Source organism: Xanthobacter cornucopiae (assembly GCF_043195065.2).
In the GTDB taxonomy this organism is placed as follows: domain Bacteria; phylum Pseudomonadota; class Alphaproteobacteria; order Rhizobiales; family Xanthobacteraceae; genus Xanthobacter.
Genome location: NZ_CM195531.1, coordinates 3,868,208 through 3,884,892 on the forward strand (window position 1 = coordinate 3,868,208; position 16,685 = coordinate 3,884,892).

Sequence of the window (16,685 nt, forward strand, 5' to 3'; positions counted from 1 at the left end):
ATGAGCCTCGTCGCCACCACCGAGGACGGCGTGCGCGTCCTCACCCTCAACCGGCCGGAGGTGCACAACGCCTTCGACGATGCCCTCATCGCCGCCCTCACGGCAGCCTATGCCGCGGCCATCGCCGACCCGTCGGTGTGGGCCATCCTGCTGCGGGCCGAAGGCAAGAGCTTCTGCGCCGGCGGCGACCTGAACTGGATGCGCCGCATGGCCTCCTATTCCCACGCCGAGAATCTGGAGGACGCCGAGAAGCTCGCCGCCCTCATGCGCACCATCGACCTCAGCCCCAAGCCAACCCTGGCGCGGGTGCATGCCTCGGCCTTCGCCGGCGCAACCGGGCTGATCGCCGCCAGCGACATCGCGGTGACGGTGCCGGAGGCCGAGTTCGCGGTGACGGAAGTGCGCATCGGCCTCATCCCCGCGGTCATCAGCCCCTATCTGGTGCGGGCCATGGGCGCGCGGCAGGCGCGGCGCTATTTCCTCACCGCCGAGCGCTTCCCGGCGGCCACCGCCCTCGCCCTCGGCCTGGTGCACGAGGTGGTGCCGGCGGAGGCCCTCGACGCCGCCATCGCCCGGCACCTCAAGGCGCTGCGGGCGGCGAGCCCGGCCGCGCTGGCCGCCACCAAGGACCTCGTCCGCGCCGTCGACCGGCCGCTGGACGCCCAGGTGATCGCCGACACCGCTCGCCGCATCGCCGACGTCCGCGCCAGCGCCGACGGCAAGGAAGGGGTGAGCGCCTTCCTCGAAAAACGAAAAGCCCAATGGGGCACAACAAACGCCAGGAACGGGGAACCCACATGAGCCGTGCGATCCGCACCCTGCTCGTCGCCAACCGGGGCGAGATCGCGGTCCGCGTCATGCGCACCGCCAAGGCGCTGGGCCTCACCACCATCGCCGTCTATTCCCAGGCCGACGCCGACGCCCTGCACGTGGCGGCGGCCGACGAGGCCTATCCCATCGGCCCGGCGCCGGCCCGCGAGAGCTATCTTCGGATCGACGCCATCCTCGATGCGGCGCGCAAGGCCGGGGCGGACGCCATCCACCCCGGCTATGGCTTCCTGTCGGAGAATGCTGCCTTCGCCGAGGCCTGCGCGGAAGCCGGCATCGTTTTCGTCGGCCCGCCGGCCGCGGCGATCCGCGCCATGGGCTCCAAGAGCGCGGCCAAGGCGCTGATGGAGACGGCCGGCGTGCCGCTGGTGCCGGGCTATCACGGCGCGGACCAGGACCCTGCCCTGCTCGCCCGCGAGGCGGAGCGCATTGGCTTTCCGGTGCTCATCAAGGCCTCCGCCGGCGGCGGCGGCAAGGGCATGAAGGTGGTGCGGAGCGCCGCCGAGTTTCCCGACGCCCTCGCCTCCGCCCAGCGCGAGGCCAGGAGCGCCTTTGGCGACGACCGGGTTCTGGTGGAAAAATACCTCACCACGCCGCGCCATATCGAGGTGCAGGTGTTCGCCGACAGCCACGGCAACGCCGTCTACCTGCACGAGCGCGACTGCTCCATCCAGCGCCGCCACCAGAAGGTGGTGGAGGAAGCCCCCGCCCCCGGCATGACGCCGGAGCGCCGCGCCGCCATGGGCAAGGCCGCCGTGGATGCCGCCAAGGCGGTGGGCTACGTGGGCGCCGGCACGGTGGAGTTCATCGCCGAGGGCGACGCCTTCTATTTCATGGAGATGAACACCCGCCTGCAGGTGGAGCACCCGGTGACCGAGGCCATCACCGGCCAGGACCTGGTGGAATGGCAGCTGCGCGTCGCCGAGGGCGCGCCCCTGCCGCTGGCGCAACACGACATTCCCCTCGCCGGCCACGCCATCGAGGTGCGGCTCTACGCCGAGGACCCGGCGCGGGACTTCCTGCCGCAGGTCGGCACCCTCGACCATCTGGTGCTGCCCGCCCATGTGCCGGGCACCCGTGTCGATACCGGGGTGCGGGCGGGGGACACGGTGTCCATCCACTACGACCCCATGATCGCCAAGATCATCGTCGCCGGCGCCGATCGCTCGGAGGCGGTGGGGCGGCTCCAGGCGGCACTGGCGGCCACCGAGGTGGTGGGCCTTGCCACCAACCGGGTGTTCCTGAAGGCCATCGCCGGCCACCCGGCCTTCGCCGCGGCCGAGCTCGACACCAATTTCATCGCCCGCCACCAGGACGACCTGTTGCCGGCGCCGCGTCCGGCGGGCGACCCGGTGCTGGCGCTGGCCGCCCTCGCCTTGCTGAAGGAGGAGGCGCGCCAGTCGGCCGAGGCGGTGGACCCGGCGGACCCGTTCTCCCCCTGGGGCCGGGCCCCCGGCTGGCGGCTCAACCGCGACGCCCATGTGGACCTCACCTTCCAAGACCCCCATGTGGACGGCCGCACCGTGGTGCGGGCCCACTTCAAGGCCAGCGGCTTCGTGCTGGACCTGCCCGGCGGCCTGATGACGGTGGAGGGCGAGGGTGACGATGCCGGCGGCCTCTCGGCCCGGCTCGACGGGGTCAAGCTCTCCGCCCGCGTCATCCGCGCCGGCAACCTGCTCACGGTGTTCGTGCGCGGCGGCGAGTACCAGTTGGAGTTCATCGACCCCCGCCTCGCCTCGCTCGCCGCCACCGGCACCGCGGGGCGGCTGGTGGCGCCCATGCCGGGCACCATCATCCGCATCGCCGTGGAGGCCGGCCAGACGGTGGCCAAGGGCGCGCCACTGGTGGTGGTGGAGGCCATGAAGATGGAACACACCGTCGCCGCCCCCCGAGACGGGCGCGTCAAGACCCTCAACTTCGCCGTGGGCGACCTGGTGGACGAGGGCGCCGAGCTGCTGGTTCTGGAGGACGCCTGATGACCCGCCCCGCTTCCGTGCGCATCGTCGAGGTGGGCCCGCGCGACGGGCTGCAGAACGAGCCGGGCCTGGTGCCGCTCGCCGCCAAGGTGGCGCTCATCGACGCCCTGACCGAGGCCGGCCTTCCCGCCATCGAGAGCGGCTCCTTCGTGTCGCCCCGATGGGTGCCGCAGATGGCCGACACCGCCGCCGTTCTGGCCGCCATCCAGCGGCGCGCGGGGGTGCGCTATCCGGTGCTCGCGCCCAACCTGAAGGGGCTGGAGCTGGCCATCGCCGCCGGGGTGGAGGAGGTGGCGGTGTTTGCCGCCGCCTCCGAGGCGTTCAGCCAAAAGAACATCAACTGCAGTATCGCAGAGAGCCTGGCGCGCTTCGCGCCGGTGCTGGACCTGGCGCGGGCCAACGGCATTGCCGTGCGCGGCTATGTCAGCTGCGTGCTCGGCTGCCCCTACCAGGGCGAGGTGCCGGTGGCCAAGGTGGTGGAGGTGGCCCAGGCGCTGGTCGCCATGGGCTGCTACGAGGTCTCGCTCGGCGACACCATCGGCGTGGGCACCCCGGACAAGGCGAAGGCCATGGCGCGGGCGGTGGCCGGGCACATCGGCATCGCCCGCACGGCGGTGCATTTCCACGACACCTACGGCCAGGCGCTCGCCAATGTGCTCGCCTGCCTCGAGCTGGGCATCGCCACTGTCGATGCCTCGGTGGCCGGCCTCGGCGGCTGCCCTTATGCCAAGGGCGCCTCCGGCAACCTGGCCACCGAGGACCTGGTGTACATGCTCGACGGCCTCGGCATCGCCACCGGCGTGGATCTCGACCGGCTCGCCCGCGCCGGACGTGCCATCACCGCCGCCCTCGGCCGCGCGCCCACCTCCCGCGTGGCACAGGCGCTGGCGGCGAAGGTGCCCGCGGCCGAAGCCGCCGCCGCCACGGCGGGCTGAGCCCGCTCCCCACGCCGCCGGGCCCTCCCATGAGCCCGCGCCTCAAAGGCCCGCCCCGAAGCGCCCGCGCGGCTCTGCCCACCCGGCCGGCGCGCGCCGGCGGCGGACGCCACGGTAAAGGCGCGCGCCGGACCGAAGCCCCCCGCCACGGCCCGGCCGCCCCGTGCCGGGCCACGGGGGCCCGCGCTCCGTTGGCCTGTGCCGGATGCCTGTCGCGCCTGCCGGGGGCGCACGACCTTCCCTTACGTGCGGCGTGACGCCGCGCGCCCTCCCCATTTGGTGATTTGACCCGGATCGCCGTAACCATACGGATGATTGCACCAGCCGGGCGGTTGCGCTGGGGGGCACAGCCTCCTAACAGTCAGCAACACCCGCCCATCGGCTTTGCTCGCAGGTCGCGCCATGTGGACATCAGGTCGCCTCGCCGCTGTCGCAGCGGCGCTCTTCCTCACCGGCGCGGGCGTACACGCCCAGGAGCTCACCCGGCTCTACGCGCCGAAGCCGCCGGCCGGCTCCGCTTATGTGCGGGTGGTGGACCTGACGCGCTCCGGCGCCCTCATCGGCTTCGATGCCGGGTCCGGCGTCGCCGCCGCCCCGGGCGATCCCGCCACCATCTACCGCATCGTGAAGGGCGGCGCGCCGCTCCCCCTCACCCTCGCCGGCAAGCCGGTGAAAGGCACGGCGACGCCGCCCGCCGACGCCTTTTCCACCATCGTCATCGGCCCTGACGGAGCGGTGCTGATCGCCGACTCCACCGAGGGTCGCAACGACCTCAAGGCGCAGCTGCGCTTCTACAATCTGGTGCCCGGCTGCGCCGGCGCGGTGGCGGTGGCCGACGGCCCCACGGTGTTCGACGCCGTGGCCCCCCACGAAACGCGCCAGCGCGCCATCAACCCCATCGAGGCGACCCTGGTCGGCCGGTGCGGCGACGCCCGGACCGGGAGCCTGAAGCTGCCGCCACTGAAGGCGGGCGACCACTTCAGCCTGTTCCTGCTCCCCGGCGCGGACGGGGCGCCGGTGCTGGCGGGCCAGCGCGACGAGACCGAACCCTATCGCGGCCCGAACTGACGTGCGGCCATGGTCTTCGCCTCCGACAGCTTCCTGTTCCTGTTCCTGCCCGTCTTCCTCATCGTCTACGCGCTGACGCCGGGGGCGGCGCGCAACCTCGCCATCCTGGCCTTCTCCTGGCTGTTCTATGCCTGGTGGCGGGCGGATTTCCTGCCCCTCATCGTCTCCATCGCCATCTGGTCGTGGGCCACCGGCCTCTGGATCACCCGCGCCGACGGCGCCGGACGGCGCACCGCACTGCTGGTGGGCATCGCCTGGCCGCTGGTGTCCCTGGTCTGGTTCAAGTACGCCAACATGCTGGTCGCCACCGGGGAGGCGGTCACCGCCTCGGTCTGGGGCTGGGACAGCGTGCTGCTGCCCATCGGCCTCAGCTTCTTTGTGTTCGGCGCCATCTCCTATTCCATGGACGTCTACCGCCGCACGGTGCCGGCGGAGCCCTCGTTCGTGAACTACGCCACCTACCAGTCCATGTTCGGCCACCTGGTGGCAGGACCGGTGGTGCGCTACAAATGGGTGGCCGAGCGGCTGAAGGAGCGCACCTTCCACCGCGCCGAATTCATGTTCGGGGTCGAGCGCTTCATGCTCGGCTTCGCGCAGAAGGTGTTGATCGCCGACACCCTGGCACCGCTGGTGGACGCCGGCTACGCGCTCGGCGCCCCCACCACCGCCGACGTCGCCCTGGCGGTCACCGGCTATACGCTGCAGCTCTATTTCGACTTCTGCGGCTACAGCGCCATGGCCATCGGCCTCGGCCTGATGGTGGGCCTGAAGTTTCCCGAGAATTTCGACAATCCTTACCTTGCCACCTCGCTGTCGGATTTCTGGCGGCGCTGGCACATCTCCCTGTCGAGCTGGCTGCGCGACTATCTCTACATCACCCTGGGCGGCAGCCGCGGCACCACCGCGCGCACCTCCGCCAACCTCATCCTCACCATGGGCCTGGGCGGACTGTGGCACGGGGCGAGCTGGACCTTCCTGGCCTGGGGCCTGTGGCACGGGTTCGGCCTGATGGTGGGCCGGGTGTGGACCAACCGCTCGTTGCCGGCGCTGGGCCCGGTGCTGGGGCATGTGCTGACGCTGCTGTTCGTCATGCTGGGCTGGGCCCTGTTCCGCGCCCAGACCTGGAGCGAGGCCGCCACCATCTTCGCCGGCCTCGGCGGCGCCAACGGGCTGGGGCTCTCGCCGGCGCTGACGGCCGCGCTCCGGCCGGTTGAAGTGCTGGCGCTGGTGGTGGGAATCGGTTTCGTCTACCTGCCCAAGCTGCTGCGCATCGATCCGGCGGCGCCCGAGCCGGGGCACGCCCTGCGCGCCTGGAGCGCGCTGCCGCTGTTCCTGTTCGCGGTGCTGGTGCTCCAGGGACGCGCCGTCGTGCCCTTCCTCTATTTCCAGTTCTGAGGGGGCGATCCGCATGGCCCGCCTCGCCCGCATCATGGCCACCCTGGCCTTCCTCGCCCTCATGCTGGCCGGGCTCGGCTTCGTCACCGTGCATCTGGCCGGCCCCGCCGGCGGCCGCATCGCCGCGCAGGCGAGCGTCAGGGGGGTCCTCGACGGCTCGCTCGCCGCCCGCCTGGATCAATCCGTAGTGGCGGCGCTGCCGCGCCTGCAGGGGCTGGAAGACATGGTCTCCGGCCTCGCCTATCGCACCCTGGGGGATGCCGGCCCGCAGGTGCGCGCCGGCTGCCCCGGCTGGCTGTTCCTGGCCGAGGAGCTGCTGGAGACCCGAGACGGCGCCGCCCACCTTGCCGCCCGCATCACGCTCGCGGCCCGGATCAAGGCGGCGGTGGAGGCGCGCGGCGCCGCCCTGGTGGTGCTGCCGGTGCCGGACAAGGCCGACCTCTCCCGCGAGACCCTGTGCGGACTTGCCGTCTCCGCCCAGGCCCGGGGCCGCGCCGCGGCCTGGCGGCGGCAGAGCGCCGGCCTGGGGCTCGACCAGGTGGACATCGCCGCCGACTGGCCCACCGGCGCCTTCCTGCGCACCGACACCCACTGGAACGACGACGGCGCCGCCTTCGCCGCCCACCGGGTGGCCGAGCACGTCATCCGCCGCCTCGGCCCCGGCGGCGAGCCGGCCAGCGTGGTGGTGGGCGAGCCTAAGGACCGCATCGGCGACCTCATGCGTCTGGCCGGCCTCGCCCGCTCCTGGCCGTGGTCCGGGCCGCAGCCGGACCGCCAGCCGGACGTGAGCACCGCCTTCACCCGCACCGGCGGCCTGCTGGATGACGTGCCGGCGCCCACGGTGCTGCTCGCCGGCTCCTCCTACTCGCGCAATTCCGGCTTCCTCGACTATCTCCAGGACGCCCTCGACCGCGAGGTGGCGCAGAAAAGCCAGGACGGCGGTGGCTTCGCCGGGCCGCTGCTCGACATCCTCGCCCGCGAGCCCGACCTTCTCAGCCAGACCCGCCTCGTGGTCTGGGAATTTCCCATGCGCGTCCTCACCCAGCCGCTGACACCGGCTGAGCGCACCTTTCTGGGAGACGACAAATGACCCACCCTGCCCCGCGTCCACTGCGAACCGCCCTGCGGCGGCTGCGCGGCGCCGCCCTCTCCGCCACCCTCGCCCTTGGCCTGGCTGCCGCCGGCGTTGCCGCCGCCAGCCTGCCGGCCGCCGCCCAGAGCGGAGTCATCCAGGGCCAGGGCGGCTGGCTGTTCCCCGGTTGGGAAAGCCTGAGCGTGCTCGACAAGGCCGGCATCGCCCGCACCATCGGCCTGCTCAAGGACACCCAGGCCGCGCTCGCGGCCAGGAACATCAAGCTGCTGCCGATCGTGGTGCCGCTGAAGGCCAGCTTCTATGCCGACAAGCTGCCGGACGGGAACCGGATCTCCGCCGACATCGCCGGCCAGTACGACTATATCCTCGCCGAGCTGAAGAAGGCCGGGCTCGATACCGTGGACCTGCGCCCGGCGCTGAAGTCCGTGGCCACCGGCAAGCAGGTCATCTTCTACCGTGCCGACTACCACTGGAGCGCCTGGGCGGCGGAGGCCGCGGCCGATGCGGTGGCGCAGGCCATCAAGGCCAGCGGGGTGAAGCTCGCCGGCGCCGCCGGCAGCGGCGACAAGCTGGCCCAATGGGTCACCCAGCGCCACCTCGGCGACCTTGCCGAGCGCTTCCTGACCCCCGACCAGCAAAAGCAGGTGGGCCCCGACCTCTACACCGTGCGCGTCCAAGCCGAGGCCAAGGGCGCCCTGGTGGATACCGCCGTCGCCCCGGTGCATGTGGTGGGCAACAGCTTCGTCCAGCCCTATCTCGGCTTCCCGCAGAAGCTCTCCAATGCCATCGACCGGCCGGTGGCACTCACCTGGAACCCGGGCAATGTCGGCCCCTGGGTCACGTTCCTGCAGTTCGCGGGGGCGCCGGACTTCGCCCGCACCCCACCGCAGGTGGTGGTCTGGCAGTTCAACGAGGGCCCGTTCCACTCCTCGCCAGAGGCGACCGACCAGTGGGACGCCTCCTCCATCATGACCTCGCAGCAGTTCCGCGAGCGCATGCAGGCGGCGGTCGGCAAGTAGGGCCGGAGAGGCCCCGGGAATTTGCTCCCGGTTTGCCGCGATTTGCCTCATGAGGCCTCTGCTGGAGCCCGCGCGACATCCAGGCAAACCCCTGGTGCCGGTCAAAGACCCGGGGCCGAAGGCAGAAGGCGAACGATCCGTGGACCCTGCCCGCGCCCCTGACGCCGCCCGCCCGCCCCGGACCGGCCCGCGCCGGCCCGCGCCGGGAGTTGCATGGCCTCCGGCGCGGACAGGGGGGAGCGGGGCCGCCGCTCCCCCCCTGTCCGCACCGGTCCTGAAGGCGGGGCGCCCCCGGCGTCAGGCCGTGCGCACGCAGTCGAGGAACGTGTTCACTGAGCCGCCCAGGCGATGGGCGCGCTCGGCGAGGTCTGCCGCCAGCGCCCGCACTTCATCCACATGGGCGCCGTTGGAGGCCACCGAGGACCGCACCCCGCCCACGGAGCTGGACACGGTCTGCGCGCCGTCCGCCGCCCGGCTCATGCCATGGGCGATGTCGCTGCTGGCCTCGCCCTGGCTCTGGGCGGCTTCCGCCACCTCGCGGGCGAGCGCGTTCATGCGCCGGATCACCGCGCCGATCCCCTCGATGGCCCGGGCCGTGCCGCGGCTGGCGTCCTGGACCGCGCGGATCTGCTCGGTCACCTGGTCGGTGGCACGGGAAGTCTGCTCGGCCAGCGCCTTCACCTCGTTCGCCACCACCGCGAACCCCCGGCCGGTGTCGCCGGCGCGGGCCGCCTCGATGGTGGCGTTGAGCGCCAGCAGGTTGGTCTGCCGGGCGATGGAGGCGATGACGCCGATCACGTCGCCGATGGTGCTGACCGCCTGCACCAGCTGTTCGGCCGCAAGGCCGGTCTGCTCGGTTTCGGTGAGCGCCTCGGCGGCGATGTCGCTGGTGACGCGGCTGCGCTCGCCGATCTCGCGGGCGCCGCCGGAGAGCTTGGCGGCGTTCTCGGCAATGGAGTCCACCGCCTCCGCCGCCGCCGCGGCGGCGCCGGAAGCCACGCCCGCCTCAGCCGTGGTGGCCTGCGACGCCTCGGCCATGGCGCGGGCGGCGGCGGTCATCTTCTCCGCCGCCTCACGCACCGCGCTCATCATCAGCGCGGCATCGCCCTCGAAGCTGCGGGCGGCCGCGGCGAGACGATCGCCGCGCTCACGCTCCGCCTCCGCCCGGAGCTGCAGCTCGGCATCCGCCTCCCGCTTCTGGAGCAGGGCGCCGCGCAACACGGCGATGCTGCCGGCCATCTCGCCGATCTCGTCGCGCTGGGTGGTGAAGGGGATGCCTTCCGCCAGATCGTTTCCGGCCAGCGCGGCCATGGCACGCTTGAGCCGGTGCAACGGCCGCTGGATCTGCGTCGCCGACACCCAGATGGCAGCGGCGAGCACCAGGACCAGACCGGCGGCGGGCACCACGATGAGCGCCACCTGGGCTTGCGCGCTCGATACCCGCTGCTCCGCCCGGCTGCGATCGAGCCCCACCACCACGTCGCGCCCGAGGGCCTCGATGGCGGCGATCATCCGCTCCCGGCTCTGGATGGTGGGCTCCTCGCTGGCCTGCAGCAATGCCGCCTGCGGCGAGATGGTGAGGCCAAGCTGGGCGGTATCGTTCTGATAGGCGATGAATTCATTGATCTGGTTTTGCAGGCGCAGTTTCTGCACCGGGTCCAGCGCATCGCCGATGGCGGCGAAGAACGGTGCCCGGGCGGCCTCGATCGCCTGGAGCGCGGCGTCCAGCCCTTCCAGCTTGGCCCGGGCATTGGCCTTGTCGCTGGCGGTGTAGAGCGCGTTCGCCCGCACCACCGCGTGCTCGATGGCGCGGGCCAGGGTCTCGGCCTGGAGCGCCCCCTTCCACACCGCCTCCACCTTCTCCCCACGCCGCTGCTCGGCGGCGATCTCGAAATAGCCGAACGCGGAAACCGCCACCGTCAGCAGCGCCAGCAGCGCCAGCACGATGCCGAGCTTCAGCCCGAGGGTGCGGCGCGGCAGCAGCCGGCGCAGCGACAGCCCGTCCGGAATCGCAAGAAAGAAGGGCCGCAACACGGGCAGCCCCGGAGCCGAGATGTCGGTCATGGCTTGACGTCCTACAAAGGAGGTATTCCCGCCACCTGCCCCCCATTGTCTTACAGGCGTGTGTCTTGCCGGCTCACCAGCCCGGGAAGGGCCGTGCGCGCTGCGTCCCCCGGCGCCGCGAAACCGTGAAGGATGAGTAAACAGAGACGCCAATTTTTACTTTACATTAACTTTCGAATACTTGTTAAGGTTAACTGCTGTTTAAGTAATGTCCACGATGATGGCGTCATGACCACCGCCATCCATCTCCCCCCTGCCGCCACCTCCGCTCCCTGCCGGGAAGGCTTGAGGCTTCGAAGGCGCGTCGCCTCGGGCATGATGCTGGCCGTGTCGGTCAGCGCCCTGACCCTCGGCGCGGCCGGCGGCGCAGATGCTCAGCCATCGGGCTCCTCGGTTCTGGGCGCGCCGGCTCCGGCGGCGGCGACGCCGGCGCCCAGCACCGCAGCGCCCGGCGCGGTGAACCCGGTGGCCGCGCCGTTCCAGCCGACGCCGCCCCAGGCCGCCACCGGCCCGGGCCAGGAGCCGGTGCCGCCCGCCCTCACCGGCGCCGCCTGGAACACGGCGAATCAAGCTTACCAGGCGTTTCAGCAGAAGAATTTCGCCCGCGCCGCCTATCTCGCCCGCGAGGTGCTGCGGCTGCGCCCGGATTCGCCGCAGATGTGGATCTTGCTGATGGATGCCCTCGAGGCCGAGGGCAAGCTCTCCGAAGCGCTGGCGGCGGGCAATGAGGCGGTGGCGGCGGGCGTCAACGACCAATCGCTGCGCGGCCGGCTGAAGGCCCAGAGCAAGGTGCTGGCGCAGGCCCCCTCGCTGGCCGCGAACAAGGCGCTGGAGGCCAACGACCCGGCCCGCGCCGCCGAAGAAGCGCGCCGCGCCATCATCCTGGTGCCGGACGACCTCAGCTACCGCATGCTGCTGGTGTACGCGCTGATCGCCCAGAAGCAGTACGAGGCGGCGGAGAAGGCGGCCAGCGACGCCATCGCGGTGGACCCCCGCTCGTTCCTGCCGCGCACCCTGCGCGGCTTCCTGCGGGTGCGGCTGGGGCAGGTGGCGGACGCCGAGCGCGACTTCGACGAAGCGCTGAAAGACGACATCCTGACCGGCGACACCGAGCGCGACACCCGCCTGGTGATGGCCGACGCCGCGCTGTCAGTGGGTCACGTCGACCGCGCCCTCAAGCTGCTGGAACCGCTGGCCAACAGCGGCAACACCGCGGTGCTGTCCCGCCTCTCGGTGGCACGGGCGGCGCAGAAGAACCCGCGCATCATTCCCGACAAGGCCAACCAGAGCCTTCCGGTGCCCTACCAGAAGTGCGTGGACACGCCCTATGGGCCCTCCTGCGCGCTGGTGCCCGCCGATGCCCCGCCCGGCAGCGGCGTCACCGACACCCCCGGCTTCTATGCCGCCCAGGATGCGTTCGAGGCCTATCGCAAGGGCGACGACGCCACTGCCGAGAAGCGCATCCGCGAGGCGCTGCAGTTCAATCCGAAAAACGGCGCCTGGCATCGCCTGCTCATCGACACGCTGGAGCGCGCCGGCAAGCTGAAGGAGCTGGAGGCGGCCATCAACGATGCCGTGGCCAAGGCCGGGGACGATCCCGCGCTCCAGGCGCTGCGCGCGGTCACCGACAAGCGCCTCGCCGAGCCCGACGCGGCGCAGGCGATCAAGGAGCTCGCCGGCGGCCGCCCCAAGGGCGCCGTCGCCATCGCCCGCAAGGCGGTGGAGCGGGCGCCCAACGTGATGCCCTTCCGCCTCATCCTCATCAATGCCCTGATGTCCGCCGGCCAGACCCAGGAGGCGCAGGCGGAGGCCGCCGCCGCCGTGAAGGAGGACGAGAACGATCCGCTGCCGCGCATCCTGAATGCGTGGCTGCTGGACAAGCTCGGCCAGCGCGAGGCGGCCACCGCCGAGTTCGACAAGGTGCTGGCCTCCACCATCCTCACCGACGTGGAGGAGGTGAACTTCCGCCTCATCGCCGCCAACGCGGCGCTGGCGGCGGGCCAGGGCGAGGCGGCGGTGGCCATCCTCGCCTCCCTCGACGACGCCAAGAACAAGGACGTGGCCGCCTATCGCCGCTCGGCCGAGGCCTTCGCCAAGACCCCCAGCATGAAGCGGCCGGCGCTGGTGCCGCCGACGGTGCTGTGCCAGCCCACCAAATATGGCGTCATCTGCTCGGTGTTCTTCGGCGCGCCCGGCGGGCCGGGCGGGGCTGGCCTCAACCCGGCGAGCCCGGGCTATGCCGCCGCCAGCGCCGCCTACAGCGCCTTCGGCCGGCGCGACTATGCCACCGCCATCCGCGAGATCCGCAAGGCCATCGACGCCGAGCCCGGCAACGCCAGCTATCGCGTGCTGCTCATGAACGCGCTGATGGCCGCCGGCCGCTATGCGGAGGCCGAGCGGATGCTCGACCAGCTGCTGGCCGCCAGCCCGCGTGACGCGGCGCTGCTGCTGCAGCGGGGCAACCTGCGCATGCAGGCGCACCAATATGCCGCCGCCATCCGCGACTTCCGGGCGGCGCTGGCCTCCGGTCGCCTGTCGGGAGCGCAGGTGCGCGCCGTGCGCTTCGCCCTTGCCGACGCGGCCCTGCAGGTGAAAGACCCCGAACTGGCGCTCCAGGTGCTCCAGCCCCTGGCCGGCGAGCAGAGCTACGAGGTCCAGGCACGCCTGGGCTATGCCTATCTGGCGCTCGGCGACAAAGAGGCGGCGCTCGCCGCGTTCGAGCTGGCGGCGCGCCGGGCCCAGGGCCTGGAGCAGCGCAACGCCATGCTCACCGCCCGCATCAACGTGCTGGTGCAGCTCAACCGCAAGGACGAGGCGAAGGCCCTGTTCCTCGCCGCCTATGAGCGCGGCGACCTGCGCAACATGCGCACGGTGGACCTGGCGGTGATGGCAAGCCAGGCCGGCGAGGACGAGCTCGCCTTCCAATACTTCCAGCAGGCCAACGACAAGTGGCAGCTGCGCGGCACCAACCTCATCAACGCCGCCTACAACGCCCGCCGCACCTACAACAACGCAACCGCGGTGGACTATTTCAAGCGCGCCATCGACGAGCACCGCGAAGGCAAGCTGCCGCTCGATCCGCAATACCTGTTCGGCCTCCGGCGCGAGGTGGCGGAGCTGAGCCGCACCTGGGGCGCCTACGCCTCGGTGAGCTACGGCGCGGTGGGCATCGCCCCCGGCGCCTATCTCGCGCCGCCATCCGGCAGCGCCTATCACACCATCGGCGCCGGCGGCGAGGTCTACTGGCGCCCGCCGAACATCGGCTATCGCGACGGCGCCATCTTCGAGCTGTTCGCCCGCGGCTTCACCACGCTGTATGACGAGAACGACGGCCCCACCGGCTTCAACACCTTCCAGGGCAGCGTCGGCGCCCGCTGGAAGCCGTTCCGGGCGGAAAACCTGGTGCTGGAGGTGTCCTATTTGTTCCCCACCGGCGGCACCTCCCGCGAAGACGTGCTGCTGCGCGCCGCCTACTCGAAGGGCGAGGGCACCGACCTCAGGGTGGACGAGCCCAACTGGCGGGCCTGGCAGGTCTATGCCGACTTCAACTACTACACCATGCTGCCCGAGACCGTGGCCAGCTTCGAGGCCCGCTACGGCCACGCCTTCCGGCTCGACGCCATCAGCGACCGCCTGGTGCTGTGGCCGTTCCTGGCCATCGGCGGCGCCTATGACAACGGCTACCAGACGCCGTTCGCCCTCGGCGTGGGGCCCGGCGTGACCCTGCGCTACTGGTTCAACGAGGACGAATACCAGGCGCCCCACTCCTATCTGGACCTCATGGCCCAGTATCGCTTCAAGCTCGCCGGCGACGATCGCGCCGAGGGCCTGTTCGCGGGCGCCTTCCTGTCCTACTGAGGCCGGCGCGATCCGAACCGAACGGGGACCCGTCCGCGGTCCCCGCTGCGCTTTCGCCGCGTCGCATCGTCCCGCGCCGCCGCTTCTTGCGACACATCAAAGCGGTTCCAACCGGCGCGGCACATGGATGGCATGACACAGCGACGTCAGCCCCGAGACGATGCCATGACCGCCCAAATGACCGCCCAGATGCCCGCGCCGACCACCGCCCCCGCGGCCGTGCCCCCGCCTGCGGACCTTGATACCGCCCGCCTGCTCGCCCGCTACGGGCGCCCTGTGCCGCGCTACACCTCCTACCCCACCGCCCCGCACTTCACCCCGGAGGTGAATGGCGAGACCTATGCCGGCTGGCTCGCGGCGGTGCCGATGGACAGCGCGGTATCGGTCTATGTCCATGTGCCGTTCTGCGCCGAGCTGTGCCTCTATTGCGGCTGCCAGACGGCGGTGGTGCGCAACGCCACCCCCGTCACCGCCTACGCCGAGCGCCTGGTGGAGGAGATCGAGCGGGTGCGTGCGCACCTGCCCGGGCGGCTCACCCTGAAGCACCTGCATTTCGGCGGCGGCACCCCGACCATGCTGGCCGACGCCGACTTCGCGCGCGTGATGGGGGCGCTGCGCCGCGCCTTCCAGTTCGCGCCCGATGCCGAGATCGCCATCGAGATCGACCCGCGCACCATGGACGCCGCAAAGGTCGCGGTACTGGCCCGCGAGGGCTTCAACCGCGCCAGCCTGGGGGTGCAGGATTTCGAGGAGAAGGTCCAGGCCGCCATCGGCCGGCACCAGTCCTGCGCCGAGACCCAGGCCGTGGCCGACGCACTGCGGGCGGCCGGCATCACCGCCCTCAACCTCGACCTGATGTACGGCCTGCCGCACCAGACGATGCAGTCGCTGACGCACACGGTGGAAGCGGCGCTCGGGCTCGACCCCGACCGCATCGCCGTGTTCGGCTATGCTCATGTGCCGTGGATGAAGAAGCATCAGGCGCTCATTCCCGAAGCCGACCTGCCGGGCCTTGAAGCGCGCCTCGACCAGGCGGCGCTGGTGGCCGGCCTGCTGGCCGCGCACGGCTACCGGGCGGTGGGGCTCGACCATTTCGCCCGCCCTTCAGACCCCATGGCCCAGCGCGCCGAAGCCGGCACGCTGAAGCGCAATTTCCAGGGCTACACCACCGACGACGCGCCGGTGCTGCTGGGCTTCGGCGCCTCCTCCATCGGCGCGCTGCCGCAGGGCTATGTGCAGAACGTCGCCGCCACCGCGCACTGGCACCAGGCCATGGAGCGGGGTGGGCTCCCCGTCGCCCGCGGCATCGCCCTCACCGGCGACGACCGGCTGCGGCGCGCGGTGATCGAGCGGCTCATGTGCGACTTGGTGGTGGACCTGGCCGCGCTGGCCGAAGCCCACGGCGCCGCCCCCGACCTGTTCGCGCCGGAACTGGAAGCCCTGGAGCCTCTCATCGCCGACGGCCTGGCGACCCGGCAGGGTCATGTGGTGACGATACCCGAGCCGGCCCGCGCCTTCACCCGCGTGGTGTGCGCGGTATTCGACCCCCGCCTGCACGCGGCCCGCGCCCAGGAGCCGGAAAAGAAAAGGCACGCCGCCGCCGTGTGAGGCGAGGCGTGCCCAGTCACCAGCACGGCGGTTGATTGCGGTCCGCCGCGCCTGCCGGGCGTCACCGCCCGGACCGACAGGACTTCAGGGCCCTACGACATCTCAGGCATTGAGGCCGCGCAGGGCGCCGCTGTCCTTCAGCAGCACCCGGCGCGAGGACGGCAGCGCGATGGCGGCGGTCTCCTCCAGATGCGTCAGGGTGCGCGACACGGTCTCAATGGTCAGGCCAAGATAGTCGGCGATGTCCTGGCGAGACATGGGCAACGTCACTTCCGACCCGCCAGAGGCCGAACGGTCGGCCATGTCCAGCAGGAAGGTGGCCACCCGCTCCTGGGCGGTCTTGCGGCCGAGCACCAGCAGATGGTTCTGGGTCCGGGTCAGCTCGGCGGCGGTCAGCGCCCACAGGGCATGGGCCAGTTCCGGATCGTCGCTGGCCCGCGCGAACAGGATGGAGCGCTTCACCCGCACCACCTTGCACTCGCTCACCGCCTCGGCGGAGAAGCGATGGCGCGCCGCGGTCTCCCAGCCGAACACGTCACCGGCCAGACAGAAGGTCTCGATCTGGCGGCGCCCGTCCCCCAGCAGCTTGCAGATGCGCACGGCGCCCGACAGCACGATGAAGATGTGCTCGGCGGCGGCATCCTCGCCGAAGATCTCGGAATTGCGTTCGAAAGCGGCCACCACGCCGAGGCTCGCCAGCACATCGCGCGGGGTGCGCGGGCTCGGCTCCTCACTCCAATAGCCGTGGGGCAGCGAGGGGACATACGCCTTCTGGGTCATTGCGGCTGCGGGGCTCGGCATCGGAAAAACCCTCCTGAAGTCGTTACCAGCGATAACCCCC

Annotated in this window: 11 protein-coding genes; 9 read left to right on the forward strand and 2 right to left on the reverse strand. The window is 71.5% G+C overall.

Annotated features, from left to right (window positions below):
* The 7 genes from V5F53_RS17015 to V5F53_RS17045 all read left to right on the forward strand — a co-directional run bounded on the left by V5F53_RS17015 (nucleotide 1) and on the right by V5F53_RS17045 (nucleotide 8,314).
* On the forward strand, nucleotides 1-801 hold the full coding sequence (locus V5F53_RS17015; protein WP_393996206.1) for an enoyl-CoA hydratase-related protein: 801 nt from the start codon (nucleotides 1-3) through the stop codon (nucleotides 799-801).
* Complete coding sequence (locus tag V5F53_RS17020; RefSeq protein WP_393996205.1) at nucleotides 798-2,804, forward strand: acetyl/propionyl/methylcrotonyl-CoA carboxylase subunit alpha; 2,007 nt, start codon at nucleotides 798-800, stop codon at nucleotides 2,802-2,804. Before V5F53_RS17015 ends, V5F53_RS17020 begins: the two co-directional genes overlap by 4 nt.
* Nucleotides 2,804-3,739 carry a hydroxymethylglutaryl-CoA lyase gene (locus V5F53_RS17025; protein WP_393996204.1) on the forward strand — a complete coding sequence of 312 codons (936 nt, stop codon included), beginning with the start codon at nucleotides 2,804-2,806 and terminating at the stop codon, nucleotides 3,737-3,739. Before V5F53_RS17020 ends, V5F53_RS17025 begins: the two co-directional genes overlap by 1 nt.
* Before the next feature lie 402 nt (nucleotides 3,740-4,141).
* Nucleotides 4,142-4,807, forward strand: coding sequence for an alginate O-acetyltransferase AlgF (locus V5F53_RS17030; protein WP_393996203.1), 666 nt, complete (start codon nucleotides 4,142-4,144; stop codon nucleotides 4,805-4,807).
* 9 nt (nucleotides 4,808-4,816) lie between these two features.
* Nucleotides 4,817-6,202: an MBOAT family O-acyltransferase gene (locus tag V5F53_RS17035; protein WP_393996202.1), complete on the forward strand. Its 1,386-nt coding sequence runs from the start codon at nucleotides 4,817-4,819 to the stop codon at nucleotides 6,200-6,202.
* 13 nt (nucleotides 6,203-6,215) lie between these two features.
* Complete coding sequence (locus V5F53_RS17040) at nucleotides 6,216-7,292, forward strand: alginate O-acetyltransferase AlgX-related protein (RefSeq protein WP_393996201.1); 1,077 nt, start codon at nucleotides 6,216-6,218, stop codon at nucleotides 7,290-7,292.
* Nucleotides 7,289-8,314 (forward strand): alginate O-acetyltransferase AlgX-related protein, encoded by a 1,026-nt coding sequence (locus tag V5F53_RS17045; RefSeq protein ID WP_393996200.1) that lies wholly within the window; start codon nucleotides 7,289-7,291, stop codon nucleotides 8,312-8,314. The genes V5F53_RS17040 and V5F53_RS17045 overlap by 4 nt, the downstream gene beginning before the upstream one ends.
* 297 nt (nucleotides 8,315-8,611) lie before the next feature.
* On the opposite strand, the gene V5F53_RS17050 is transcribed toward V5F53_RS17045, so the two are convergent.
* Complete coding sequence (locus V5F53_RS17050) at nucleotides 8,612-10,378, reverse strand: methyl-accepting chemotaxis protein (protein ID WP_393996199.1); 1,767 nt, start codon at nucleotides 10,376-10,378, stop codon at nucleotides 8,612-8,614.
* 228 nt (nucleotides 10,379-10,606) lie between these two features.
* Between V5F53_RS17050 and V5F53_RS17055 the strand changes: the two genes are divergently transcribed.
* Both V5F53_RS17055 and hemN read left to right on the forward strand, forming a co-directional pair.
* Complete coding sequence (locus V5F53_RS17055; RefSeq protein WP_509212513.1) at nucleotides 10,607-14,236, forward strand: NfrA family protein; 3,630 nt, start codon at nucleotides 10,607-10,609, stop codon at nucleotides 14,234-14,236.
* Between the two features lie 165 nt (nucleotides 14,237-14,401).
* Nucleotides 14,402-15,844 carry an oxygen-independent coproporphyrinogen III oxidase gene (gene hemN, locus V5F53_RS17060; protein ID WP_393996197.1) on the forward strand — a complete coding sequence of 481 codons (1,443 nt, stop codon included), beginning with the start codon at nucleotides 14,402-14,404 and terminating at the stop codon, nucleotides 15,842-15,844.
* Nucleotides 15,845-15,946: 102 nt separating this feature from the next.
* Here the strand turns inward: hemN and V5F53_RS17065 are convergent, their stop codons facing one another.
* On the reverse strand, nucleotides 15,947-16,645 hold the full coding sequence (locus V5F53_RS17065; RefSeq protein WP_393996196.1) for a helix-turn-helix domain-containing protein: 699 nt from the start codon (nucleotides 16,643-16,645) through the stop codon (nucleotides 15,947-15,949).
* Nucleotides 16,646-16,685 lie beyond the last annotated feature (40 nt).

Coding starts and splice junctions, on each gene's coding strand:
- V5F53_RS17015 (WP_393996206.1), top strand. CDS start 1: ATGAGCCTCGTCGCCACCACCGAGGACGGCGTGCGCGTCCTCACCCTC.
- V5F53_RS17020 (WP_393996205.1), top strand. CDS start 798: ATGAGCCGTGCGATCCGCACCCTGCTCGTCGCCAACCGGGGCGAGATC.
- V5F53_RS17025 (WP_393996204.1), top strand. CDS start 2,804: ATGACCCGCCCCGCTTCCGTGCGCATCGTCGAGGTGGGCCCGCGCGAC.
- V5F53_RS17030 (WP_393996203.1), top strand. CDS start 4,142: ATGTGGACATCAGGTCGCCTCGCCGCTGTCGCAGCGGCGCTCTTCCTC.
- V5F53_RS17035 (WP_393996202.1), top strand. CDS start 4,817: ATGGTCTTCGCCTCCGACAGCTTCCTGTTCCTGTTCCTGCCCGTCTTC.
- V5F53_RS17040 (WP_393996201.1), top strand. CDS start 6,216: ATGGCCCGCCTCGCCCGCATCATGGCCACCCTGGCCTTCCTCGCCCTC.
- V5F53_RS17045 (WP_393996200.1), top strand. CDS start 7,289: ATGACCCACCCTGCCCCGCGTCCACTGCGAACCGCCCTGCGGCGGCTG.
- V5F53_RS17050 (WP_393996199.1), bottom strand. CDS start 10,378: ATGACCGACATCTCGGCTCCGGGGCTGCCCGTGTTGCGGCCCTTCTTT.
- V5F53_RS17055 (WP_509212513.1), top strand. CDS start 10,607: ATGACCACCGCCATCCATCTCCCCCCTGCCGCCACCTCCGCTCCCTGC.
- hemN (WP_393996197.1), top strand. CDS start 14,402: ATGACCGCCCAAATGACCGCCCAGATGCCCGCGCCGACCACCGCCCCC.
- V5F53_RS17065 (WP_393996196.1), bottom strand. CDS start 16,645: ATGCCGAGCCCCGCAGCCGCAATGACCCAGAAGGCGTATGTCCCCTCG.